This is a genomic window from Companilactobacillus versmoldensis DSM 14857 = KCTC 3814 (assembly GCF_001434295.1).
GTDB lineage: Bacteria > Bacillota > Bacilli > Lactobacillales > Lactobacillaceae > Companilactobacillus > Companilactobacillus versmoldensis.
Genome location: NZ_AZFA01000027.1, coordinates 1 through 25,763, shown reverse-complemented (window position 1 = coordinate 25,763; position 25,763 = coordinate 1). Strand labels below are relative to the sequence as shown.

The window sequence follows — 25,763 nt, the reverse complement described above, 5'->3', positions numbered from 1 at the left end:
ATACGATTTGACTTAGAGCCACAAAAAACAGGTATTCCCAAAAAAATCGGGAATACCTGTTTTTGTGTTCAAATCTTTTATTGACTGATCTCTAAATCTTTCAACGCTTGTTGAACTCGTTGAAAGACCTCATCATTAGTTTGTTTTTTAACATTTTGTAAGAAATCTTCAACTGCCCCAGTGGCATTTGGCTGCCACTTCTTATGGATCGGGTTGACGGTGCTCTCATAAGTATAATAATCTGAATCATTTTGAACCGGTGTTAAGAAGTTGTTGCTAAAGTCAGCCGTCTTTTCAAAGATACCGGCATTCAAAACTAATTGCGACGACTGCTCAGCCGTTCCAAATTGCTCGATTTCATCATTTAACTCACTAGCTTTAGCTAATAAGGCAGTATTGATACCTAAATAATTATGGTCACGTTGCAAAGTAATGGTTTTAATCTTAGCCATTGCTGACTTGTTAGCTAATTTAACTTGTAAATTACCTAACGTGTCACCGGCGTTGCACTCGATCAATTGCCAATTCAATTTCGCATCACGCGAAACTTTGGCTCCACGATTAAAATAAACGGTTGAATCCTGGCTGGCATGGTCGATGGTCGTCAAATCAATCGAACTGCCCGGCCGAGCTAAAATTTCAACTCCGCAGTTGATAAAGCTAGTTTGAACACCAACACTGCTCAACTCATGGACGATTTTGACCGAACTGCCCTCTTCTGCATAAATAAATAAATGCGTCACTAAAGGTTGATCATGAATATTATCTTGGATCATCCGTAAAATAACTGTATCAGTTAAATGATAATTTTTTGGTAAATACAAGAACATCCCATTATTGAAAAAAGCAGTCAACGTCTGGGTAATTTTATTAGTGTCTTCCGGGACTACTTTATTCATGAAGTAACTTTGAATCAAGCGCGGATGTTGACGAAAGGCGGTGAAAATGTCAGTCAGGATGACCCCGTTATCTTCATCATCCTCGTCTAAAGTATTTTCTAAGCTGGACTGACCGATTTGAATCATACCGATTTCTTCATCGTCGATTTCCACCTGCTTCAAAACTTCTTTCGTCAGCTTAATTTTTTCAGGAGCGACTGATGAATAGGGCTTGATCTGATTATTTTTAAAGTGGTCAACTTCCATTTCTGGAGCGTCAGCTATTTTGTTCAAGGCATCGAGACGACGTTGGACTAACCAATGCGGTTCACCATGTTTATTGCCGTAATTTTCTAATTCTTCTGAAAAATCAACTGACATATTATTTCTCCTTCATAATTATTCGACGATTATTGTTTGTTATACTGAAATTACTTAAAACTAAGGAAGTTGATAAAATAATGGATAATTTAACTCATTTCAATAGTCAAAATCGTTCTAAGATGGTGGATGTGACTAATAAAGAGGTCACTTCACGAACTGCCATTGCGACCGGCCAAATCAAGATGCACCCAGAAACTTTGAACCGTATCCACGAAGGTAAGATCAAAAAAGGTGATGTTTTAGCTGTCGCTCAAGTGGCCGGGATCATGGCTGCTAAGCAAACTAGTTCACTTATCCCAATGTGCCACTTGATACCTTTAACTGGCGTCGACATTCATTTCGAAGATGACAACGAATCGATTATCACTTGTTCGGCACAAGTTAAAACTAAACACGTTACTGGTGTTGAGATTGAAGGACTTTTAGCTGTCCAAACTGCTTTACTGACTATTTATGATATGTGTAAAGCTATCGACCGCGGAATGATCATCAACGATGTTCACCTAGTAGAAAAAATGGGTGGCAAGAGCGGTCACTTTATTTTTGATGAACAAGACAAAAACTAGCCGTGGATCCCAAGACTGATTTTCCCAAAGCGACTGATCATAGATACATTCCAAACAGGCTGCCAAACTAGATTGATCTGGCAACTTGAGATGTCCTCAACTGATTCTGCAGCTTCAGTGATTTGTTGTTCTAATAAATTACTGAGAGGACATCCCATAGTTGTTAAGGTCATCGTGATGGTGCAGTCTGTTTTTTTTACGACTACATCATAAATCAAGCCTAAATTAACGATATCGATTCCTAATTCAGGGTCGATGACTTCCTCTAAAGCGGTCATGACACTAGTTTCAATTTCTGAGAATTCTTCGCCTTGTCCAATTACTTTATCTGTATCCATAATTACCCTCCGATTTGACTCATATGTCTCCAAGTTGGAGCTTCGTCGATTATTCTATCTGTTTCTGACATAGCCATTTCATGGTTCAGTGGTTTATTGTCCAAAGCACGCTGGATCAGCTGACGAAACTTCTTTTTGTCAGGTATCGCCTCACGGATACTGATCTCTTCATTCCAATACAAACAAGCTTTGACGTAGCCATCGGCCGTTATCCTTAGCCGATTACAATTTTCACAAAACTTAGCGGTGATTGGATGGATCAATCCGAAACTGCCTTCGTTACCTTTGATTTGATAGTTATCTGATGGTCCGTTACCTTTTAATTCGATTGGCGTATATTCCAAGCCATTCTGTTTACAAATATCGAAGACGTTATCGAGTCCGACGAATTCTTTTTTCCATGTTTTCATGGAATTACCGATTGGCATGAACTCAATAAAGCGGACGTTAACGTCATTGTGTTTGGTATAGTTCAAAAATTCTAATATCTCATCGTCGTTTTGACCTTTGATCAAAACGGTATTCAATTTGATTTTTTTGAAATGTAATTTAGCGGCAACACTGATGCTGTCCAAGACTTGTTGGATATTTCCTCCACGGGTGATTTCCTTATAACGCTTCGGATCGAAGGTATCCAAACTAATATTAAGTCGGTCCAGACCAGCTTCTTTTAAATCTTTGGCTAATTTACCTAAAAACAGGCCATTGGTAGTGATCGAGACATCTTCAACGCCGTCAACGTTTTTGATCCGTCTGACGATATCAACAACGTCAGTCCGCAAAAGTGGTTCGCCACCTGTTATCCGAACCTTGCTGATGCCCATCTCGGCAAAATTTTCGACCATTTCAATGATCTCGTCTTGTGACATTACTTTGTCTGAAGGAAAGAAAGGCAAGCCTTCCTTTGGCATACAATAAACACAACGTAAGTTACAACGATCTGTAATTGATAAGCGCAAGTAATCATGTAGTCGATCATATTGGTCATAAAGTCTATCCATAATGAATCCCCCCATACTTCGTTAATTTCATTATGACATACGGCAAATACGATATTAATTAGGGAAAATACCAAAATCAGCAAAAAATCCCGCTAATCCAAAAAACGGATTACCGGGATTTCTTCGTTAATACTCGAAAGCTGACCATGTCAATTTGCGCTCTCTATATTATTATGGTTCCTATTAATGCGCTGATCATGCCGATGAACACTGGCATTTTTTCATCTTGCGTATATAGGTATGTTAAGGCGAAACAGAATCCGAAGAAGCTGTTCATGAAAAATTGCAACATTGAACCGGGTAAGATTATTGCCCCAGCTATTAGTCCACTGATCAAGATGCCACCTACTGCACTTGCTGGTGAGCTTTTTCTGAAAAAGTAATTAAAGAAAAATCCTGTTTGAACTAACTGTTGTTGAACCGAAACAATAAATACATTTGCAATTATATTAAACATAAATACTTTTTGATCTGAACTTGTTATGTCGTCATTTTGGAATTTTGGTAACTTCCCGTTGACTTGTAAATAACTGATCATCATTCTTAGAACCACGATCAAGACGATCATCAAGGTAATAAAACCAATATTATTGACCAAGGAATTCATGAATCTTCTTCTTGGCTCAATAAAAGATCCACGTTCGCGCAAGTATGCTCGAACCATCAATCCTAAAGTAACAATACCGAAAATAAAAAAGATAATTACTAAAATGTCATTTAAACCTTTAGCATTGGCTGTGGAATTTTTGATACCTAAGGTGATGACAGTGAAGGCTATCCATATCAGATAGCGAACCAAGTCAACACCGGGTGCTTGTCCTACTCGCATATAACTTTCTTCCATTCAATAATTTTAACTCCGACCATTATATCATAAAGCAATACTTCATTTTCAGTCCCATTTCATCTATTATTGTTAGATATACGGAGGATTAATATGGAACAAAAACAGGGACGCATTTTTTATTTAGATTTTATTCGAGTTTTAGCAATTTTTTTAGTTATCTTTATTCATGTATCAGCCATTGATACAACCTTGCACATTGGTTCGACCCAATGGCATATCACCAAGCTTTTGAACTACTTCGCACACATTAGTGTGCCACTATTTTTCATGATCTCAGGGACATTGTTGTTAAATAGTAAAAAAACTACCTCGCTTGCCTACACTTGGAAAAATCGTATTCCTCACGTAGTCATCCCCTTCGTAGCTTGGTCGATTTTGTCAACTTTATTCATCGCTTTGTACTCACATTCATTTTCACTACCAGCAGTTTTAAAAATGTATGCAGTCTTTTTATATCAACCAGTGTCACCAACCTTATGGTTCATGTATCCTCTAATTGGTCTTTACGTTTTGTCACCAATTCTGCGGACATTCGTGGAAAACGCTAGTCAAAAAATGCTTTGGTATGTGGTTGGTATCTGGATAATCACTAATTCACTGATGCCTTCATTATCTTACTTATTACCAAAAGATATTTCCCACGCTTTAGACTTTTACCCCGCCGCTACATTTTACCTGATGGGCGGATTCGTTGGTTACTTCCTATTAGGTTATTTGATTTCTACTATTGATATTTCGAAGATCAAGGCTTGGTTCCTAATCATCGTCTTGTTGCTTTTCACTTATTTAGGGAATGGTTTCGCCAATCATTATCCAAAATCCATGGATATGTGGAATCAATATTACGTCACTTCGATCTCCATCGTCATTATGGCTATTTGTGGTTACATTCTCTTGCAAAAATGGGGTATGGCTACTAAATCGACTGGTGTTAAAAAGGCCTTCTCCTTTTTGTCACCACTGGTTTTTGGGATTTATTTAGTTCATAATATCTTTATTCTTTATATTGAACCTTGGTTCATGAGCAGCTTGCCTTACGGTGGTCTACTGGCAACCTTCACCCGTTATTTAGCAGTCGCTTTAGGATCATTATTAGTCATTTGGATTTTATATTTAATCCCAGGCGTAAATTATGTTCTGACTGGAAAGAAATGGAGACGAAATAAAAAATGAATTGGATCACTTTACTAGGTTTAATAATTTTGGTTTTGTCTGTTAGTATTCATTTGATTTTTCTCAATCGTAATATCAGTTTCAAAAAACATGCTAACGGTATGCCTTCGCCCTACCGTAAACCAATCATGATAACCGGTATCCTCAATCTTGTTGGGATCATCATTTTGATAATCGGCTTACTGATCCATTAAAAATAGCAGTTATTCCAATTGGAATAACTGCTATTTTTTTACAAACATTTTTGATTTAGTCACGACGACGTTTGAAGGCAAAGACCAAAGCAGCTGCAAGAGCAGCACCAATTGCTGTTAAGACAATTGAGCTTTCAGCACCAGTTTGTGGCAAATTACCTTGTTTATTTTCGTCTTTTTGATCTGCTAGATTGCTTGTAACATTGTTGTTGGCATCTTTGTTAGAATTGGACTCTTCACCGTTTCCACCAAAATCAGGATCAGTGATCAAGTTGTCATCTTCTTCAGATCCATCGACATCAGTAGCAGGTTCTTCAGGACCACCAGGATTTTCTCCCTCGATAGGTTCCTCTGGATTTGTCACACCAGGTTCTTCAGAATCCCCATCATCTTTGTCGCCAGGTTCATCGGTATCACCTTCGTCAGTATCTCCAGGTTCATCGGTATCGCCTTCGTCAGTATCTCCGGGTTCATCGGTGTCACCTTCGTCAGTATCTCCGGGTTCATCGGTGTCACCTTCGTCAGTATCTCCGGGTTCGTCGGTGTCGCCTTCATCAGTGTCACCGGGTTCATCGGTGTCGTCTTCATCTTCTGGCTCGTCGATATCACCTTCGAAATCTTCTTCTCCGTTTTCAGTGTCATCTTGTAGATCCCATCTGTGGGTCTCGGCATTAACGTTGACTTTATCGGCAACGATATTACCATCAAGATTTTGGTTAACATTGATCGTTGAATTTGGTGCAAGGACACTGCCTTGGAAGACACCATTCATATTGATAGTGCCGTTGTTCAACTTATCTGGGGCTGTACTATCAGTGAAGTTCCAAAGTAAATGATTATCTCCGAAGTATTCAGTCTCTTGGCTGTCACGATCTGAACCGTCATCATATTTGATTTTGATTGGTGAGTTGACATCATAGTTTGAGTCACCACCAGTATCAACATTGATGATCACAGTTGGACCATTCTCTGAACTAGAGATTCCCTTAATAGTCAATGGTGTATTGCTGTTCAAAACATCAGGTGATAAGTTCAAAATGATTTGGTTATTTTCATTAACAATATAGTCATTGATGTCAATCACACGATTGTTTTGATCGTCAAAGTCAGAATTGCTGATTGTTGGGTTTTCCGTTGCTGTATTAGCAAGTTCTGTTGACTTATCACGTAAGTTTTGGAATTCTTTAGCGAAGTCAATATATACTTGACCATTCTTATCTTGATAAGTTTCGGAAGCTGTCAAATGGTCGATATCTTTACCGGCAACATTAACACGATTAGGATTTGAAACGTCGATATCAACATTCTCACCAAAGATAACTTTATTAGTTCTTGTGTCACCAGCTGAAACGAATGAGCTGTTGGCAATATTAGTAATATTTTGAATGTAAGAAATTTCTTTATCTAATAATTCTTCATGAACGTTGGTACCAAAGTTAACATTACCATCAAGATTCTTAACAGCTAAATTACCATTAGTATGAGCATTCAATGTGGCATCGTTAGCAAAGATATGGAAGTATGCTGCGACACCCAATGGATTATTAGAGACATCAGGATAGTCGTCATAAACTGTCCCTCCACTTGGAACTTGGTCGTTGCTAGTTGCAACAGCTGAAGCTTGAGTTGCACTTGCCTGAGCTACAGGTGCATTAGAATTAGCATTGGCATTAGCTGTCGTAGTGCTGTCAGCTGGCAATGCATTGTAAACTGTTTGGTTAGCATCAGTATTTGCCGAAGTAGCTGTTGCTGTATTTGCAGAGTTAGTAGCATCTGAGTTACTTGTGACATCTGTCTTTGCCGTTGTATTGGCTTGAGCTGCACTTTGACTTTGTGAAGCATCATTGTTAGTCGTATCAGTTGTTGACTGATTGGCACTAGTAGCAGTTTGTTGGGCTGATTGAACTTGGGCAGTTTGAACATTGCCTTGACTGTTTTGATCAGTGTCAGTCGTTTGAGCTAATGATGAGTTAGTCACGATCAAGAATGATAAAGCAGCTGCACAAGTTGCAACACTTGATAAAGTCCATTTTGTCCCCTTGAAATTTTTTTGATTCAATTTATTATCCCCCTCTGACTAAAGTGAATTTTTCAGTGAACGTCTAATTACTAGAAAGAATATCAATTACTACTTAAAAATGACGTCAATTTACGGTGTTGATTGATAAACCGTTTTCATAAATGAGTAAAAAATAAAAAATCGACATCACAATTATTATATATTGATATCAATTCACTTATCATTTCATACAATTCGATTATTAATCAAATTTTTCACAACGTCAACTCTGACCGGCGATAAATAAAAAAAATCTTGCTTTTCAGCAAGATTTTAGTAAACTTTTTCATTCTGGCAATGGTGTCTTAGCTGATTTAGCTAACCACTCAGTATCATCGGGATCGCGATAAATTCTCTTACCAGTATCGAGATCTGCAATTCGTGCCATTTCGTCATTATTCAATTCAAAGTCGAAAATATCAAAATTTTCCTTGATTCGTTTTTCATGGATCGATTTGGGAATGATGACCGTTTGTCTTTGAAGGTGCCATCTCAGAATAACTTGAGCAACTGTTTTATGATGTTTAGCTGCAATAGCTTTTAATGTCGTATCGGCAAAGATACCGTCAGATCCACGCCCCATTGGACTCCATGCTTCATGAGCAATGTCGTGGTCATGCAAATATTTAACCAAATTTTTTTGTTGGAAATATGGGTGCGTCTCAATTTGGTCAATGACTGGTTTGACTTCACAACGAGCCATTAAATCTGCCAAATGATGTTCCTTAAAGTTCGAAACACCAATCGACTTGATCTTGCCGGCTTTGTATAACTCTTCCATGGCTTGCCAAGTTTCGATGTAATCGTTAGCGGGCCAATGAATCAAGTAAAGGTCTAAATAATCTAAGCCTAATTTTTGCATGGTCGTTGCAAAAGCGGCTTTTGTTTCTTCATAACCATGGTCTGAGTTCCAAACTTTCGAAGTGATAAAGAACTCTTCACGCTTCAAGCCAGAATTTCTCAAGGCTTCCCCGAGCCAAGCTTCATTACCATAAAAGGCGGCTGTATCAAAGTGGCGATAGCCTGCATCAATTGCCCACTGAATAGCTTTCATAAATTCATTTTTGTCTTTCATCAGAAAGACTCCTAAACCAATTTGAGGGATTTTTTCGCCATTATTAAATTCAATTTCTGGAATATCTGCCATAAATTACATACCTCCGTCAAAATATCCTATATAAAACTTTAGCATATAAATAATTATATGTACCATTACAAAATTATAAAAGTAAAAAAAATACACCATCCCAACTGGGACGATGTATTTGATCATAAAACTTATTTATGAACTTTGTCGAGCTTAACTTCAACCATTCTCAAGCTATTTCTAGTCTTGATCAACTTTTGGGACTTGGCATATTTAGTAGCCTTGTTGTAGTCAGATTTCTTAACTCGATGTGATTTAGCAAAATGGATATCCAAATTGTTCATCTTAACAGCACCATTTCTCGTAGCACCTAGTTGTAATAACAACATATCAGTAAAGGTCAAACCTTGTTTGTTCAACTCTTTACGAGCATCATCGTAACTGTTGAAAATATTATTAACACCAGAAACTTGCTTAGTAGTTACATCATTAGAGAAGGCAATAACGTCGCCATTCTTGTTGCTAGCTTTTTGTTTATTAAGAACTTTAGCACCATTATGCTTAGCATTAGAAATGAATGGATCAGCTACTACCGCAGCAGCAACTTTCTTCTTCTTCAAATCTTTGACGCGTGTCCCCTGTTCAGCCACGTTCTTGATTTTTACATCAGATAATTTAAGGTCATTCTTGGCCAAAACTTGTTTTAGGTAATATTTTGAGCCGTCTTTCTTATCCACGGCAATGGTTTTATGCTTGAGACTCTTGACGTTTTTATATTTTTTATTGGCAATTAGGCCGTTGTAGCCTGTCAAAGTTCCGGCAACTCGCCATGATTTATTCTTTTTGGCGATTTGGGTAAAATTGACCAAATCTGTCACAGCAGCATTGACTGTACCATCTTTGATGGCATCATCCAACTTACTGGCTGATTTGAATTGTTGCAACTCAACGTTAACACTGTGAGTTTGGAAATACTTCTTATCTTGAGCCACATAAAAAGGCAAAGAAGCGACGGATTGTGTCGTACCAATCTTGATCGTATTGCTTGCCTGTGTTTGGTCTGATGAATCTGCCGCTTTTGCCTGTTGGATATTCAAAAGTGGTAACGAGCCTACTAACAATAGTAGGGCCGCAAAAATAAGACCGAGTTTTTTGATAACTCTTGTCATATATAGTTCCTCCTTTATCAATACCTTTATAATAATATTTTTAGAAGGAACTTGCCATCAATTTATAAATTTCTACAAAAAAAGGAGTATCTCATTCACCCCTCACGTGAATGAAATACTCCTTTTGATCAAACTAGATTAGATTCTGAATGTGTGGAATAAGCCTTCAATAAGATTGAATAAAGGCATGATTCCTTTTAATAATTGTCCTAGTTGCTTGAATAATCCAAAAATTCCTAGCATGATAGTTTCCTCCTCAAATTTTGTTTTCCTTTGGAACAAATCTAATATTAACACTAAAGTTAACTTTAACAATAACTATTTATCGATTTGCTGTTACTGATAAATAACTGTAACAATTAGGTAATTTATGTAACAGAAAAAAACAAGCATTTGACACGGTCAAAATATTAAAAAAGTGCTATGGATATTCCAGTTTGGAATAATATTTAAATATGACCTGTTTAATAATTAGGAACAAAAATGGACAAAAAAAAGAGTGCCAGTTTCACCCATCCCGTGAAATTGGTACTCTTTATATGATCTGCTTAGTGACTATTTGCCACCGAATAAACCTGACATACCACTGAACAATGTTGAAAATGCATTGTTAACAGTTGTACCGAATGTCAAGAACATATCAAAGAAGCTAGATACGTTACCTAAAAATGAAAACATTTGGTAATCCCCCTCATTTTTTGTTTTTTTATTCCGGAACAACTTTCATATTATCATTGAATTTAAATTTAACAATATTCATTAACCAATATAAATCAATTGATAATTAACTGTAACATAACGTAATTTTTGTAATTAAAAATAAAATTAAAAGAAATGTTTTATTAATTGATTTTGTAGTATGACTCACAAACTTTTATATAGTTACCTTGAACTAGCGCTTTACAATATAATTAAATAAATATTGATTATATTTACTTCCAATTTATTAACTGATAGATTAAGTATGTATTCAATATCAAACATCGGGGATTAAAATTATGAAGAAAAAAATCATTTCCTTTCTGATTGCTGTATCAGCTCTCTTAGGCTTGGCATTATTAAACGGACAAACTAGTGAGGCTGCAACAACAGAAAATAATAACGATCCAGTTATCTTTGTACCAGGAGCTTTTGACAATGAAACGTCTTGGAAAGAGATGATTGCCCAATTGGATCCTAACAATGAGCACCCAGTAACCAAGTTCAGTGCTGACATTGACGGTCAGATTTTACGTCAAGACGTCAGATCAGGTAATTCAAACGAAAGACCATTTGTGGTCGTACTTTTCCCACAAAACTCCTACACTGAAAAAGTTATTTCTAAAGATGCTGATGCTTTGCGAGACGCCTTGCTGACTTACAACCAAAAGAATCCATTCAAACAAGCAGATATCGTCGGTCACTCTAATGGTGGAACCATTACAACGACTTATCTAGAAAAGAATGCTTCAAAATCTGGTTTCTCATTCCACTTTAACCACTTTATCTCAATCGGAACTCCTTACAACTTTCAAGCTGTCAATGGAGCAGACAACACAGCCTTCCTTAACCGATTAATTTGAGCTAGCGGCTCCTTACCAAGCGATTTGAATGTAACTAATGTAATTGGTTCAATGCCAAACGATTCGTCAACAGACGGCGTAGTTTCACGTGATAGCGCCCTATCAGGTAAAAAGATCTTCCCAGGAAACGTTGCTAGTTTCCAACAACTATTCATTACGGGTGAAGACGCTGAACATGGCAATCAAGAAAGCAGCCCTCAAGTAGCCAAAATCATCCAAGATATATTTAATATCTAGAGTGCAAGCACTAACGAGAAATCGAAACGTATTTCAAATAATACACAAAAAGTTCGTTACTCCAAGGATCAGATCCTTGGAGTAACGAACTTTTTTATTACAAATTATTATTTTGAACTATCACGGGTAACCAAGTTAGTTCCGATCTCGATCCGTTGTGGGATCTTACGACCGGTTTGTAACTGACTCACAATCAAATTAACGGCTGTTTCGCCCATTAATTCGGTCTCAACATTAACTGAACTCAACTCAGGATAAACGTAAGTTGCTAAAGAAGTGTTATTGAAGCTAAAGATCTTTACACGTTCAGGCACGGCTATCCCTGCACTTTGCAAGGCTTTTAAGGCGCCAGCAGCCATTGGATCATTTGCCACAAAGAAAGCATGTGGTAAGTCATCCCCAAGCTCCTCGATAGCCTGTTGCATCATCTTAAAGCCTGACTGGCTAGTGTAGTCTCCACGAAAGACCCATTTAGGATTATATGCATGCCGCTTTTCCATGGCCTGTTTAAAAGCCAACATCCGTGGATCTTTGATCTCAACCATTTGGTCGGTCGTTTTTTCAGAACCATGAATGATACCGATATCCTCAATACCTTGTTTCCAAAAATAATCGACTACATGCTCGACACCTAATTTAAAATCAGTCAGAACACTATCAAAACCAGCTGCAAATTGATCATCATCAGCAAAAACTATTTTGTCAGACAAGTCACTCATAGCTTTTACTTGCTGAGGACTAAATTTCCCAACTGCAATAATTGCATCAACATCAGCGTCCAATTTACCAGTCTCATTTTGAAAGATCCGTGTGACCTCAAACTGGCGTGCTTGACCCTGTCGTTCAACACCAGTCCGAATCGACATGTAATACAAGTCATCTTGTTCCTTCGATTCAGAATACCATTGCACAATAGCTAACTTCTTATGCGCCGATACGTTATTACCATGTGGTTTACTCTTTGAATATTGCAAATCGTCAGCAACTTTGAAGATCCGTTGCCGGGTATCATCACTGACTGATAGCGTCTGGTCATAGTTCAAGACCCGAGACACTGTTGCCAGTGAAACACCCACCTCTTTTGCAATATCCTTTAATGTTGTCGCCATTCCTTGACCCCCGTAATCTAAATTCCTTTAAGCCTTTTCAGTCGTGTCAGTTGGTTCCTTGACCGTATCAACAAAACGAGCAAAAGCTTCTTTTCCTTGTTCGTCCCACTTGAAGACTCCAGCATCAGCTAAGACACGGGCGAAAACTTTACCAACTTCTTGATGGACAATTTGTGTCACATTGTCGTTGGTAACGGTATATTGCTGTTTCAGTTGATCAGCCCATTTCTGATGCATCTCAGCAATTTGATTAGGTTGACCGAGCAAATATTTTTCTACTTCTTTTAATTCAGTCTTAAGACGAGCAGGCAAGATAGCACGACCCATAACTTCGATCAGGCCGATATTTTCCTTTTTAATGTGTTGAACATCCTGATGTGGATGGAAAATGCCATCTGGATACTTGTCTGAAGTCTGATTATCGCGTAAGACAATATCTAAAATATACTTGTCATCGACCTTACGTGCAATAGGTGTTGTCGTATGATGACGATCTCCATCTGTATAGGCACGAACATCGACTGATTCATCGGAATAATTTTTCCAAACTTGGTGGATCTTTTCAGCTGCATCAGTGATAGCTGTTTGATCAGTACTTTCCAATCTAATAGTCGACATAGGCCACTTAACGATCCCAGCTGAGACATTGTCAAAACCAAGATCCAGTTTTTGAGTGACTGGTGCCTTCATCATTGGAAAATCATGACGACCACCTTGATAGTGTTCGTGAGATAGCATTGAACCACCAACGATTGGTAAATCAGCATTACTACCGACGAAATATTGTGGGAACTGTTCAACGATCTCTAGCAAATTGGTGAAGGTCTGACGATTGATCACCATTGGGCGATGAACCTCATCAAGGAAGATCGAGTGTTCACCAAAGTATGCATAAGGTGAATATTGAAAGCCCCAAGTTTGACCACCAATCGTCATCCGAATGATCCGGTGGTTACTTCTAGCTGGATATCCTAGACGTCCTAAATAACCTTCATTTTCCATGCATAATTGGCATAAAGGATAACCATTTTCTGGTTGGTTACGAGCGGCTGCAATTGCCTTAGGATCTTTTTCAGGTTTCGACAAATTGATAGTGATCTCTAGATCACCAAAATCTGTTGGCGTATCAAAGACAACGTTTTTTGCAATAGCTCTAGTCTTGATGTAATTGTTGTCACGACTAATTTGATAAAAGTAATTAGTTGCAGCTTCAGGGCTGACCTGATATTTGTCCCAGAAATTATGATTCAAAACTGATGGCAAAGGCGTCACTAAATCGAGCAATTGATCAGATAAGATATCGCGGTCCGATTGATTGTCTTCAATTTTGCCATTCTTGATGGCTGCTGAAACCAAACTATCGGTCAAATCAACAATATCATCGCTCTTGATCTCTTCTGGTTCGTCATCACCGATCAAACTTAAAACTTTGTTGTGAATATAGATTTTATCCAATCCAGTGTATTCAGAAGGTGATGCTATCACCTTCGCAACAAATTGGTCAACGCTTGTCATTAAGCCTTGCCTCCTTGGTCATCGTAGCCCTGTGGATGTTGTTGTTTCCAATTCCAAGCTGTTTTGATGATCTCTTTGACATCGTCAAATTGTGGATCCCAGCCCAGAACTTTTCTAGCTTTGTCACTAGCAGCGACTAGGGTACTTGGGTCCCCGGCACGTCTTGGTGCCATTTCTGCAGGGATCTCTTTACCAGTAACTTCTCTAGCAGCATCAAGCATTTGCTTGTTAGAGAAACCAGTTGAAGAACCAAGGTTAAAGGCATTGCTGTCCTTACCTTCCTTCAAGTATTCCAAAGCTAAGATATGAGCATCAGCTAAATCAACGACATGGACATAATCACGGACGTTTGTTCCGTCATCTGTTGGATAGTCATCACCGAAGATTTGGAGTTTTTCTCTTTCACCAGCAGCAACTTGCAAAATAATTGGAACCAAGTGTGTTTCTGGATGATGATCTTCACCGATACTGCCATCAGGCTTGGCACCGGCAACATTAAAGTAACGTAGGGCAACGAATTTGATGCCATATGCAACATCTGACCAGTGCATGATTTTTTCCATAGCTAATTTACTTTCACCATATGGATTAGTTGGTACTTGTGGATCTGTTTCCTTGATTGGGATTTGTTTTGGCTCGCCATAAGTTGCGGCTGTTGATGAGAAAACAATCTTCTTAACATCATGTTTAGCCATAACTTCGAGCAATTTGACCATCCCAGCTGTATTGTTATCGAAATATTTCAATGGATCTTTCATTGATTCAGGGACGATTGAGAAAGCGGCGAAATGGATCACACCTTCAATATCTTCTTCGTCGAAAACGTTGTTCATGAAATCTGTGTCACGGACGTCTCCTTGATAAAAACGAGCTTTATCATTTACGGATTTGCGGTGTCCAGTTACCAAATTATCGACGACTGCTACGTCGTATCCTTTTTCAATCAAACGATCAACTGTATGTGAGCCGATGTATCCTGCTCCACCTAAAACTAAAATTGCCATTTTATCTTCCTCCAAAAATTATTTGATTTCTCTTGGTCCATCAGCAATTTCTGCAATGTAGAAATCTGCGTCATATCCAATTGTATCATGATATGTCTGGCCAACATTCTTCTTGAAATCATCGACCTTGTCTTTATTAACGATGGCGATAGCACAACCACCAAAACCGGCACCAGTCATACGTGCTCCGAGTACGCCAGGTTGTTTCCATGAAGTCTCAGCCAAAGTATCTAATTCCTTACCAGTAACTTCATAATCAAAATGTAATGAAACATGAGATGCGGTTACTAAATGACCAAATGTTTCCAATTCGTCATTAGCTAAAGCTTTTGTAGCTCTGATAGCTCTTTGGTTTTCAAATACAGCGTGACGTGCACGTTTGATCAAAGTTTCATCATTGATCAAGTAAGCTGCTTCATCAAATTGATGTTCGTCTAAGTCACCTAATGATTTGATATCCAAGCCCTTTTGCAACCGGCTCAAAGCTTCCTCACATTCAGAACGTCTTTCATTATATTTTGAATCTTGTAATTCACGACGCTTATTAGTATTCATAATAACAATAACGTTATTGCCTAATTTAACTGGAGCATATGAGTAATCCATTGTGTTGGTATCTAACAAGATAGCTTGATCTTTTTTACCCATACCAACAGCAAATTGATCCATTATACCGGAGTTAACACCGATATAATTGTTTTCATCTTTTTGACCAGCTTTGACTAAGTCGATTTGATCGATATCAAGGTCAAAAGCATCCTTCAAAATCTCACCCATCAATAATTCGATCGATGCTGACGATGATAGGCCTGCTCCATCAGGAAGGTTACCATGAACGAACAAATCAAAACCGTGGTCGATCTTGTAGCCATTATCAACTAATTCTTTGATCATCCCTTTTGGATAGTTAGTCCAACCAAATGATTTGTCGTAATCCAACTTGTTGATATCAAAAGTAACAATACCTTTGTCAGGGATATTAGCTGAATACATTCTGACAGTTGTATCTTGACGAGCTGAATAAACTCCATAAGTTCCTAAACTGATTGCACATGGGAAAACATGTCCACCATTGTAATCAGTATGTTCACCGATCAAATTGATTCTTCCTGGTGAGAAGAAGACTCTTTCAGGCGTGCTATCAAAGATCTTACTAAACTCTTGCTTTAATTCGTTGCTCTGCATAATTTTGGAACCTCCAATTATTTTACTAAAAGTTTTATTAGTTAAAATATAAAACATTTCTGTAACTTTGTAAATAGTCTGAAAGCCTTTTAAAACAAAAATGGTAGCGTTTTACTTTACAAAGCCTTATTAAAGCCTATTCTAGTAATCCTTTCCGAGATATCGAAAATATTTTTTAAAATCAGTCTTTTGTTTAGTTAAATTTTAACTAAATATCCTATACAAACATATCTAAATGTTTTATCATTTTAATTGTAAGCGTTTTATATTTTGTTTTGAAAGGAGTACTTCTATGCAAGCTGATTTAAACTGGCTGGATGACCCTGAGGTATTTAGAGTCAATCAATTGCCAGCCCACAGTGATCATTATTTTTATGCTGATAGTAATGAGATCGGTCACCAAAGTAGTTTAGTAAAAAGTTTGAATGGCAACTGGCGTTTTAGATTTTCTAAATCACCACAAGATCGTCCGGAAAACTTTTATCAACCTAATTTCGATTCATCGACTTTTGATGATATCAAGGTGCCCGGCCACATTGAATTGGCGGGATATGGTCAAATTCAATATATTAATACCTGGTATCCTTGGGAAGGTAAAATATTCCGTCGGCCAGCCTATACTTTAAATTCCGATCGAATCATCCCTGGGACTTTTAGTCAGGCTAAAGACAACACCGTCGGTTCTTATTTGAAAAAATTTACCTTACCAGAAAGTTTCCAAAATAAACGAGTCGTAGTTCAATTCCAAGGTGTCGAAACTGCCTTCTACGTCTGGTTGAATGGAGAGTTCGTTGGCTATGCTGAAGATAGTTTCACTCCTTCAGAATTCAACCTGACCGATAAACTAGTTAGTGGTGAAAACATTTTAGCCGTGGAAGTCTTTAAACGTAGTACTGCTTCCTATTTAGAAGATCAGGACATGTTTAGATTTTCCGGTATCTTTAGAGATGTTAATTTACTTGGCTTACCTGAAGTTCATGTCGAAGACTTGGATCTCAAGCCTGTGGTCAATGATGACTTCAAATCTGGTAAATTAGACGTTTCTTTAGAACTCACCGGTAAGGATTTATCAGGAGCTACCGCTGAGTTGTCGATCATCGATCCAAACGATGACGTTATTACAACTAAGAGTATGGCTGCTGGTGAAACAACGACCTTTGACACGATCGATTTTTCAAAAGTCGACTTGTGGTCACCTGATACACCAACGCTCTATCATATTGCTGTCACGATCAAAGGCCAAAATGGTCAAACGCTTGAAGTCGTACCTTATCAATTTGGTTTCCGTAAAGTTGAATTACGGAATGACAAAGTTATCTACGTTAATAACAAACGTTTGATCATCAACGGTGTCAACCGTCACGAATGGTCAGCGACTCGTGGTCGCGCGATCACTCTTGATGATATGAAAGCTGATATCAAGACGATGCAAGCTAATAATATCAATGCTGACCGGACTTGCCACTATCCTGACCAGATCCCTTGGTACTACTTATGTGACCAAAACGGAATCTACTTGATGGCTGAGAATAATTTGGAATCTCACGGAACTTGGCAAAAAATGGGAACCGTTGAACCATCGGTCAATGTCCCTGGCGACAATCCGCATTGGCTCAAAGCTGTGCTTGACCGTGCTAGATCTAACTATCATTTGTTCAAGAATCATGTTTCTATCATCTTCTGGTCACTAGGAAATGAATCATTCGCCGGTAGCGATATTGCTGAAATGAATAAATATTACAAGCAACATGACCAAACACGTTTGACTCACTATGAAGGTGTCTTCCACAAGCCTGAACTAAAAGACCAAATTTCAGATGTTGAAAGTCGAATGTATGAACAACCAGAAAATATCGAGAAATATCTCCAAAATGATCCGAAAAAACCATTTCTTGACTGCGAATACATGCATGACATGGGTAATTCGATCGGTGGCATGAATTCCTACAATGATTTGATCGACAAGTATCCAATGTACCAAGGCGGTTTCATCTGGGACTTTATCGACCAAGCTTTGCTTGTTCATGATAATATCTCAGGTCGCGACGTCCTTCGCTACGGTGGCGATTTCGACGAACGCCATTCAGACTATGAATTTTCCGGTGACGGATTAATGTTTGCCGACCGGACTGAAAAGCCAGCTATGCAGGAGGTGAAATACTATTATGGTCAACACAAATAAACAACTACACGTCATTTATGGTGATGGAACACTCGGCCTCGGTGGCGAAAACTTCCATTATATCTTCAGTTACGAACGTGGCGGCATGGAATCAATGCTCGTCAACGGACGCGAATGGCTCTATCGGACACCAAAACCAGTCTTTTGGCGGGCAACGACCGATAACGACCGTGGTAGTGGTTTCTCTACCAAATCAGCACAATGGTTCGCAGCTGACATGTTCAGTACTTGTAAGAAAATCGTTGTTACAGTAGATGGCAAAACTTTCGATCAATTACCGATTGCTCCATTTAACAACCGATTTAGTAATCACGAGTACGCAGCCGAAGTTTCCATTAGTTACACTTATCAGACAAATACCGTGCCAGCAACCGAGATGACTATCACTTATCAAGTTGCAAATGATGGTGAGATCACCGTTAAAGCCCATTTCGTCGGTAATGATAAATTACCTGACCTACCTGCTTTAGGTGTGCAATTCTTAATGCCAACTCAGGCAAGTAGCTTTAATTATACCGGACTTTCTGGAGAAACTTACCCTGATCGTAAACAAGGTGCCACTAAAGGCAATTTCACCGTCAAGGGTCTGCCAGTAACACCATACTTAGTCCCACAAGAATGTGGAATGCACATGGATAGTAAGCAAGTGACTGTGACTAGAGATAAGACGCAAAACAATGCCGATCACCTCGATCAACCTTTCGACTTAACTTTTGAAAAAGCCAGTCAAGACTTCGCCTTCGGTTGCTTACCATACACACCTGAGGAATTAGAGAATGCAACTCATCAGGAAGAATTACCTCTTGCACATCGGACTGTTTTAACAATCTACGGTGCCGTTCGTGGTGTTGGTGGTATCGACAGTTGGGGTACTGATGTTGAAAGTAAGTATCATCTCAAAGCTGATAAAGATATCGACTTCGATTTCAAGATCGATCCAAATGTCGAATAAAATTTTAATATAGTAAACTTAAAATAAGATGAAAATAGACCTTCCAAAATATATTGGAAGGTCTATTTTTAGTTTTGAATCTTGTACTATCTAAGTGGACGATTTAGACAATAAAAAAGCTCTAAATCAGCTATTACACTGGTTTAGAGCTTGATTTTTATTTTCTAGTTGGATCAACATCTGACATAGTAGCGACTTGGTCACCATGTTCTGCTTTACCAGAGGTCTTAGTAAAGTCGAGTGAACCGATCCGGTCGTGGTTCGTGATGACGACCATGACTGTATCATCGAGTCCTGCTTTCTTAATTGCAGGTGCCCAGAATTCAAGCAACTCTTCGCCGGCCTTGATACGATCTCCCTTTTCAACGTATTGAACGAAACCTGTTCCTCGCATGTCAACCGTCTTGATACCGATATGGATCAAGGCTAAGACTCCGGAATCAGACTTCAAACCAATAGCGTGACGAGTTGGGAAGGTTGCTTCAACGATACCATCAAATGGTGCATAAACACCACCATCACTTGGTTCGATAGCAAATCCTTTACCCATCTTACCAGAAGCAAAGGTTGTATCGTTAACTTCTGACAATGGTTTGATTTGACCTGAAACTGGTAATTGGAAACTAGTTGTATCTGCTTGATCGACTTCTTTTTCGATCTCTTGCATGGATTCATCAGTATCCAAATGTTTGTGCCATGTCTTTTCCAATTCATTAACGATATCAGCATGCATCTTTTCATCCAATTTGACTTTCTTGAAGAAGATGAAAGTACCTGACAAGACTAAGATAGCTGGAACACCGAACATCATGAACTTGAAGATTGCGGCACCTTGAGCTGTAACATCTGAAGCAGTAGCACCAGCTGTCATACCAGCCAAAATAGCTGTTAAACCAACGATACCATTTGAAATGGCACCACCTAATTTATCTAGCAATGGACGAACTGAAAGTGTTAATGATTCGTCACGGTGACCAAACTTCAATTGTCCATATTCAACTGAATCACTTAGAACCATTAAAACAACTAAGAAGATCAATTGTTGTGGAATAAAGAACAAGACAGCAGAAGTAATGATCATTGGTAATGATTTACCTGAGAAAGTGAACATGATCAAAGAAATAATCATGACACCAATTGCTAGGAAGAAGACCTTCCGACGACTAAATTTCTGTGCTAATGAAGGGAATGCTAGAACCGCAAAGACACCGATGACCATGTTGAAAAAGGCTAGTAGTGAGAATTGTGAAGCATTACCTAAGATATATGTAAAGTAGTACAATTCCAAAGCATTAGTGATCGCAATTCCGGCTGCGTAAAGTCCATAAGCCAATGACATCCACATAAGTTGGTCATTACGTCCTAAGACCTTGAAAACATCCTTGAAGGAAGTTTTTTCAACATTTTTACGTAATTCTGAATCATTTTCTTTTGTACCAAGAGCAACGACTAAAGCTGAAACCAAAGCGGTAATAGCGATGATCAAACCAAAGGCAAACCACCCTCTGTTATCACCTTGTCCATGGTTGGAGTTAGTTGAAAAAAGCAATACCAATGGCATCACGACAACACCAACGATATTTTGACCAATGTTTGAACCTACACGTGCATAAGTAGCAGTTTTCTCACGCTCTTTTGAGTCAAACGAGATAGCTGGAATCATTGACCATAAACCAACATCCTTAAATGAATAGAAGATATCCATCGTGATATACAAAATAGCAAACACAATCAAGTACATTGTTGGGTTAGAAACGTTCAAACCACCCATAGTTGTAAATAGAATTGCCATAACGATCGAACCGACAATCCCACCAGCAACGATCCAAGGCTTAAAGTGTCCCCAACGACTGTTAGTTTTGTCAATTGCATTACCGATCAAAGGATCGATAGCTAATTCAACGACCCGCAAGATGAAAATGATACCTGTAATGGCACCAATCATTTGTGATCCGGTAGACCCACTGTCCTTATCGAACAAGTGAGATGTAACATAAATAATGAAATATGTTGATAACGTTGCATAGAAGGCATCATGCCCGAATGCACCGAACGAATAAGATATTCTCGAAAGTATCTTTCGACCAGTTGATTCTGTCCCCATATTGATTCGCCTCACCGATTAAATTTGTTTTAGTAACTAAGTGTAATGTAATCGTTTTCAGTTAAATTGTCAACAATATTTTAGTAAAACTTTTCTAAAGCTTTAACCATATAACCTGTCAACAGCAGTCTTTGGCGATTATAATTTTCCAATTTAAACTTTAAAAAAATCTTAATTGACTTACTGATTAGTAAACCTTTACTTACCGTTTTCAATCATAACAATCAGTCATTAAATGAAACTTAAACAGCTGAAACGATAAACAATTGCGAGCTGAAGTCCTTCGAATAGCCTGTTTCACTTTCTGGAGTGGCCACAAAGTAACCGGCATGCATCAATTCATCCCCATAAAATTTTTCAGAACCAGAATTGACCGTATATAGTTGTTTAGGATCTAATCCCTTAAAGTATTGTCTTTGATAAGGTGCATTAGGATGATTCAATAATTGATATCTGGCAGCGATTGCCTGCTTCTGGTCATCAGATGTCACTTGCCAACTAGTGATATTTCCATCGCCACCAAAAGGATCATCGATCCGATAGAATTTACCATATTGGAAGAGATGACGATATTGTTTATAAAAAGCCACTTGTTCTTTAACTTGTTCAAGTTCTTGAGCAGTCATCTGAGTAATGTCTAATTCGTAACCAAGGTCGCCATAGAAAGCTACGTTCCCTCTAGTCTGTAACGACGTTACCCGTCCATTTTGATCATTCGGAACAGCTGAAACATGGGCCCCCATCATCGATTGCGGATAACCATACGAAGTCCCATATTGAATCTTTAAACGTTCGACCGCATCAGTATCGTCACTCGTCCAAGCCTGTGGCGCATAATACATCATTCCCAGATCGAATCTGCCACCACCTGAAGCGCAAGATTCAAATAAGACATCTGGATAAGTTTCAGTTAAGCGAGCATATAAGTCATAGACACCTAAAATATAACGATGTGATAATTCTAATTGTTGATCAGCTGGCAAACTGTCACTAAACGATTCAGTGATATTACGGTTCATATCCCATTTAATGTAATCCAATTTAGTATTTTGGATGATCCGACTGATTTTATTGAATAGATAGTCGACAACATCTTGACGTGACATATCTAAGACGAATTGATGCCGACTAGGTGTCAATTGGGCATTCTTGTCCCCTAATAACCAATCAGGATGTTCTTGATAGAGTGAACTCTTGACCGAAATCATTTCAGGTTCGAACCAAAGACCGAATTTCAAGCCTTCATCATGAACCCGTTGACTAAAGTGCCCTAATCCATCAGGGAATTTATTTAAGTCAACGTCCCAATCACCTAAAGACGTCGTATCATCATTTCGCTTACCAAACCAACCATCATCAAGCACGAACATCTCGATACCTAATTTTTTAGCTTGATCGACGATCGTCATCAATTTAGTTTCATTGAAATCAAAATAAGTAGCTTCCCAGTTATTGATCAAAATTGGGCGATCTTTTTTGACAAAATTTTGGTTAGTCAAATGCTGATCATAAAAGTCTCCCAACTGTTGAGATAGTCTATTGAATCCTTGGTCAGTAAAGCTCATCACTGCCTCTGGTGTCTGGAAACTATTGCCAGCAGTCACTTTCCATGAGAATTCATCTGGATTGATACCGATCAAAACACGACTAACCTCAAATTGGTCGACCTCAATCGAATCCTTGAAATTGCCTGAATAAATCAAATTGAAACCAAAGGCATCGCCATGGTCTTCATTAGCCTGAGGACGAGCCAGCATAATGAACGGATTTTGCTGATGACTCGAGGCCGTCCGCAAACTGCTTACACCCTGACTACCAGGGCGCAAATGATTACGATACAAGTGACGCTCACGAGCCCAATCACCAGAGAATTGGATCAAATCATAGTCAGCATCTGGCAGATCGATTTGAGCACTATAAGCACAATTGATCTTAATGTCCTGACTGGATTCGTTGATGAACTTAGAACTCCGCACGATGACATCTTGGTGTGGGAAAACGGTATAGTTTAAAACTAATAGCATTCCCGTCAAGGAATCCTTGAGAGTTACCATTAAAGTCTGAACATCATCAGCTTGGTCATCAAAACTTGCTGGTAAGTCAGTTAAGCGTTCTTTTCCATCAACTATCTTGTACGATTGATATTTAAATTCAGAGACCCGGCTACCGTTTCCCTGAATCAATTGAAATGCTGGATAGCGAAAATCCCCTTTGCCAAATCCGGCATATTCTTTTTTCACCAATTCGGGTTGTAGGTCATTCAGCTCTTCACTAACTGCGGGTGTGGCATCATGAATTTCTCGCTGCGACAAATTTTGATATGAGTCTTTGCTGTGGATCAAGGCTCCATAATAGACTTGTCCCAGATCACCATTTTCCATAATTTGAAAAATATAGCTTGTATGGTCAGTTTGTAAATGAAATACATTCGGTTCTGCACTAACATTGATAGTCACGATAATCCCTCCGTCTTATAAATAATTTATTCCTTTCACAACGTAAGTGTATCCGTTTTCATTAGTCGATTCTAGTAAACTTTAGTAAATTTTATAATTGTCATGAGAATAATGAGACAAATCCCTTTATTTTTTATCCGAAAAGGGGGAAAATAATTAATCAAGTTATAAATTATAATAAAAAAAGTCTTACGAACTCTGAGTTATCAGAATTCGTAAGACTTTTATTCTCATCAATGTAGAACGGCTAGGTGTCAGTAAGCCATCTGTCGGACTTGAACCGACGACCCCCACCTTACCATGGTGATGCTCTACCTAACTGAGCTAAGATGGCACTTCATCTTGTATTTTAGCAAATTTTAGAGTGCTGTAAACTAAAATGTTCTAAAATGCCTCAATTATTTCAGCGATCCCAGTTGCGATGAAGAAGAAGGCTAACATGAAGATGATAAAGCCTCCGGCAAGAACTGGATTGAACAACAAAATAATCGCAAATAACAAGCTCAGACAAGCTAAAATGATGATCAACCAGTAATAACCTCTTCCAAAGAAGCTATACAATCTGGCAGTTAATATTTGGAAAATCGCATCGATCAAGAACCAGATAGCGAAAATATAAATCGTTACGACGATACCGACTTTCAAGTTAGCAATTAGTAAAATACCGACGAGGATACTGATGATAGCTGAAAATATAGCTACACCGCTACCTGTCCCCATATACTTATTGAGTTGTGAACCAAACCAAAGTTGATAAATTCCTCGTAAAATGGCAAAGATTCCCAAGAAGACCGTTATCGTTGATAAACTGGTCAATGGATTTTTGACGACTAGATAGCCGACATAGACTGAAAATAATCCTACAATAAATCCAAACCAATCGAATTTATGCTTTGAATACTCCATAAAAACTCCCCTTTATTGACTTTTTTGCTTACATAACTATTTTACCATTTATTGTTCGAAAAAATGAGTTATAATGGAGTAACTAAATTTGTTTTTAGGCTAAGCGAAAGGATAAATAATTGTCTCCTAATAAAGAAAACTATTTGAAAACTATTTACGAACTAAATTATGATTTTACCAAAGTCACCAATAAACGGATCTCAGAGATCATGAACGTCTCCGCACCTTCTGTTACTGAGATGTTGAGTTCCCTCTCAAGCGAAGGTTACTTAACACATTCTCCGTATAATAAAATTGTTTTAACCGATAAAGGTAAGAAAATCTCAACTCAACTAGTTAGAACTCATCGGCTCTGGGAAGTATTCCTAAATACTTGTTTAAAATATCCAGTTGATTCTGTGCATCACCATGCTGATATCATGGAACATTTATCAGATAAAGATTTAATGGATCGTCTAAATGATTTCTTAGGTGAGCCTCAACGTTGTCCTCATGGCGGGATCATTCCTGGCAATGGTCAGGGTGAAACTGATGCTGATGATAAATTGCTGAGCATGATTGATGATGGAGATGTCGTTCAAATCGTTCGTTTGTCAGATAATTACGAATTCTTGCAATATTTCAATAGTTTAGGTTTAACGATTGATGATTTGATCAAAATCGTTAAACACGAGCAATTCGACAATTCATTGATTGTTGAGTTACAAAATGGAAATAAGATAACGATTGGCGCTAAGGCCGTCGATTACATCTTCGTTGAAAAGCGTCCCCAAGCATCTTTTAATAATTAATACACGAAAAAGGCAGGCATTCGAATGAATGCCTGCCCTATTTTTATGGGTCTAAACTTTCTGG

The 25,763-nt window shown here is 38.3% G+C and carries 21 protein-coding genes, 1 tRNA gene and 1 pseudogene; 7 read left to right on the top strand and 16 right to left on the bottom strand.

The features are described from left to right. Positions 1-77: 77 nt before the first annotated feature. Positions 78-1,259 (bottom strand): SufD family Fe-S cluster assembly protein, encoded by a 1,182-nt coding sequence (locus FC27_RS10365; protein WP_010624623.1) that lies wholly within the window; start codon positions 1,257-1,259, stop codon positions 78-80. Between the two features lie 77 nt (positions 1,260-1,336). Between FC27_RS10365 and moaC the strand changes: the two genes are divergently transcribed. Next, the gene (gene moaC, locus FC27_RS10360) at positions 1,337-1,828 is read left to right on the top strand and encodes a cyclic pyranopterin monophosphate synthase MoaC (protein WP_029508184.1); all 492 of its coding nucleotides are present in this window, start codon (positions 1,337-1,339) and stop codon (positions 1,826-1,828) included. Here moaC and FC27_RS10355 read toward each other — a convergent pair. The 3 genes from FC27_RS10355 to FC27_RS10345 form a co-directional block, all read right to left on the bottom strand. After that, complete coding sequence (locus tag FC27_RS10355; RefSeq protein WP_010624625.1) at positions 1,825-2,166, bottom strand: metal-sulfur cluster assembly factor; 342 nt, start codon at positions 2,164-2,166, stop codon at positions 1,825-1,827. The genes moaC and FC27_RS10355 overlap by 4 nt on opposite strands. Positions 2,167-2,168: 2 nt before the next feature. After that, a complete protein-coding gene (gene moaA, locus FC27_RS10350; protein WP_010624626.1) occupies positions 2,169-3,167 on the bottom strand; it encodes a GTP 3',8-cyclase MoaA in 999 nt (332 codons plus the stop codon). 163 nt (positions 3,168-3,330) lie between these two features. After that, positions 3,331-4,011 carry a CPBP family glutamic-type intramembrane protease gene (locus FC27_RS10345; RefSeq protein WP_235699643.1) on the bottom strand — a complete coding sequence of 227 codons (681 nt, stop codon included), beginning with the start codon at positions 4,009-4,011 and terminating at the stop codon, positions 3,331-3,333. Positions 4,012-4,104: 93 nt separating this feature from the next. Between FC27_RS10345 and FC27_RS10340 the strand changes: the two genes are divergently transcribed. Continuing rightward, complete coding sequence (locus tag FC27_RS10340; protein ID WP_010624628.1) at positions 4,105-5,187, top strand: acyltransferase; 1,083 nt, start codon at positions 4,105-4,107, stop codon at positions 5,185-5,187. Continuing rightward, complete coding sequence (locus FC27_RS10335) at positions 5,184-5,381, top strand: hypothetical protein (RefSeq protein ID WP_010624629.1); 198 nt, start codon at positions 5,184-5,186, stop codon at positions 5,379-5,381. Before FC27_RS10340 ends, FC27_RS10335 begins: the two co-directional genes overlap by 4 nt. Positions 5,382-5,436: 55 nt before the next feature. On the opposite strand, the gene FC27_RS10330 is transcribed toward FC27_RS10335, so the two are convergent. The 4 genes from FC27_RS10330 to FC27_RS12170 all read right to left on the bottom strand — a co-directional run bounded on the left by FC27_RS10330 (position 5,437) and on the right by FC27_RS12170 (position 10,374). Continuing rightward, positions 5,437-7,440, bottom strand: a complete 2,004-nt coding sequence (locus FC27_RS10330; RefSeq protein ID WP_010624630.1) for a collagen-binding domain-containing protein — start codon at positions 7,438-7,440, stop codon at positions 5,437-5,439. A 286-nt stretch (positions 7,441-7,726) separates the two neighbouring features. Next, positions 7,727-8,587: an aldo/keto reductase gene (locus FC27_RS10325; protein ID WP_010624631.1), complete on the bottom strand. Its 861-nt coding sequence runs from the start codon at positions 8,585-8,587 to the stop codon at positions 7,727-7,729. 131 nt (positions 8,588-8,718) lie between these two features. Beyond that, positions 8,719-9,696 (bottom strand): ABC transporter substrate-binding protein, encoded by a 978-nt coding sequence (locus FC27_RS10320; RefSeq protein ID WP_010624632.1) that lies wholly within the window; start codon positions 9,694-9,696, stop codon positions 8,719-8,721. A 555-nt stretch (positions 9,697-10,251) separates the two neighbouring features. Further along, entirely contained in the window at positions 10,252-10,374 is a 123-nt protein-coding gene (locus FC27_RS12170) for a hypothetical protein (protein ID WP_268869696.1), read from the bottom strand. A 320-nt stretch (positions 10,375-10,694) separates the two neighbouring features. Here FC27_RS12170 and FC27_RS10315 point away from each other — a divergent pair. Continuing rightward, positions 10,695-11,495 (top strand): annotated as a pseudogene (locus tag FC27_RS10315) (alpha/beta hydrolase). A 107-nt stretch (positions 11,496-11,602) separates the two neighbouring features. Here the strand turns inward: FC27_RS10315 and FC27_RS10305 are convergent. The 4 genes from FC27_RS10305 to FC27_RS10290 are packed head-to-tail and all read right to left on the bottom strand — an operon-like array spanning position 11,603 to position 16,308. Then, positions 11,603-12,604 carry a LacI family DNA-binding transcriptional regulator gene (locus FC27_RS10305; protein ID WP_010624635.1) on the bottom strand — a complete coding sequence of 334 codons (1,002 nt, stop codon included), beginning with the start codon at positions 12,602-12,604 and terminating at the stop codon, positions 11,603-11,605. A gap of 27 nt (positions 12,605-12,631) precedes the next feature. Next, on the bottom strand, positions 12,632-14,119 hold the full coding sequence (locus tag FC27_RS10300; RefSeq protein ID WP_010624636.1) for a UDP-glucose--hexose-1-phosphate uridylyltransferase: 1,488 nt from the start codon (positions 14,117-14,119) through the stop codon (positions 12,632-12,634). Continuing rightward, on the bottom strand, positions 14,119-15,123 hold the full coding sequence (gene galE / locus FC27_RS10295) for a UDP-glucose 4-epimerase GalE (RefSeq protein WP_010624637.1): 1,005 nt from the start codon (positions 15,121-15,123) through the stop codon (positions 14,119-14,121). The genes FC27_RS10300 and galE overlap by 1 nt, the downstream gene beginning before the upstream one ends. An 18-nt stretch (positions 15,124-15,141) precedes the next feature. Then, positions 15,142-16,308, bottom strand: coding sequence for a galactokinase (locus FC27_RS10290; protein WP_010624638.1), 1,167 nt, complete (start codon positions 16,306-16,308; stop codon positions 15,142-15,144). 292 nt (positions 16,309-16,600) lie between these two features. Here FC27_RS10290 and FC27_RS10285 point away from each other — a divergent pair, with 292 nt between their 5' ends. Both FC27_RS10285 and FC27_RS10280 read left to right on the top strand, forming a co-directional pair. After that, positions 16,601-18,490, top strand: coding sequence for a glycoside hydrolase family 2 TIM barrel-domain containing protein (locus FC27_RS10285; protein WP_010624639.1), 1,890 nt, complete (start codon positions 16,601-16,603; stop codon positions 18,488-18,490). After that, entirely contained in the window at positions 18,474-19,442 is a 969-nt protein-coding gene (locus FC27_RS10280) for a beta-galactosidase small subunit (RefSeq protein WP_010624640.1), read from the top strand. Before FC27_RS10285 ends, FC27_RS10280 begins: the two co-directional genes overlap by 17 nt. A 157-nt stretch (positions 19,443-19,599) precedes the next feature. Here the strand turns inward: FC27_RS10280 and FC27_RS10275 are convergent, their stop codons facing one another. From FC27_RS10275 to FC27_RS10260, 4 genes are all read right to left on the bottom strand, one after another. After that, positions 19,600-21,546 carry a sugar MFS transporter gene (locus tag FC27_RS10275; protein WP_010624641.1) on the bottom strand — a complete coding sequence of 649 codons (1,947 nt, stop codon included), beginning with the start codon at positions 21,544-21,546 and terminating at the stop codon, positions 19,600-19,602. 242 nt (positions 21,547-21,788) lie between these two features. Then, positions 21,789-24,002 carry an alpha-galactosidase gene (locus FC27_RS10270; protein WP_010624642.1) on the bottom strand — a complete coding sequence of 738 codons (2,214 nt, stop codon included), beginning with the start codon at positions 24,000-24,002 and terminating at the stop codon, positions 21,789-21,791. Between the two features lie 260 nt (positions 24,003-24,262). Then, positions 24,263-24,336, bottom strand: a tRNA-Thr gene (locus FC27_RS10265). A 50-nt stretch (positions 24,337-24,386) separates the two neighbouring features. Then, a complete protein-coding gene (locus tag FC27_RS10260) occupies positions 24,387-24,908 on the bottom strand; it encodes an HdeD family acid-resistance protein (RefSeq protein ID WP_010624643.1) in 522 nt (173 codons plus the stop codon). Between the two features lie 119 nt (positions 24,909-25,027). On the opposite strand from FC27_RS10260, the gene FC27_RS10255 reads away from it, so the two are divergent. Then, a complete protein-coding gene (locus FC27_RS10255) occupies positions 25,028-25,699 on the top strand; it encodes a metal-dependent transcriptional regulator (RefSeq protein WP_010624644.1) in 672 nt (223 codons plus the stop codon). The last annotated feature ends 64 nt before the right edge of the window (positions 25,700-25,763 follow it).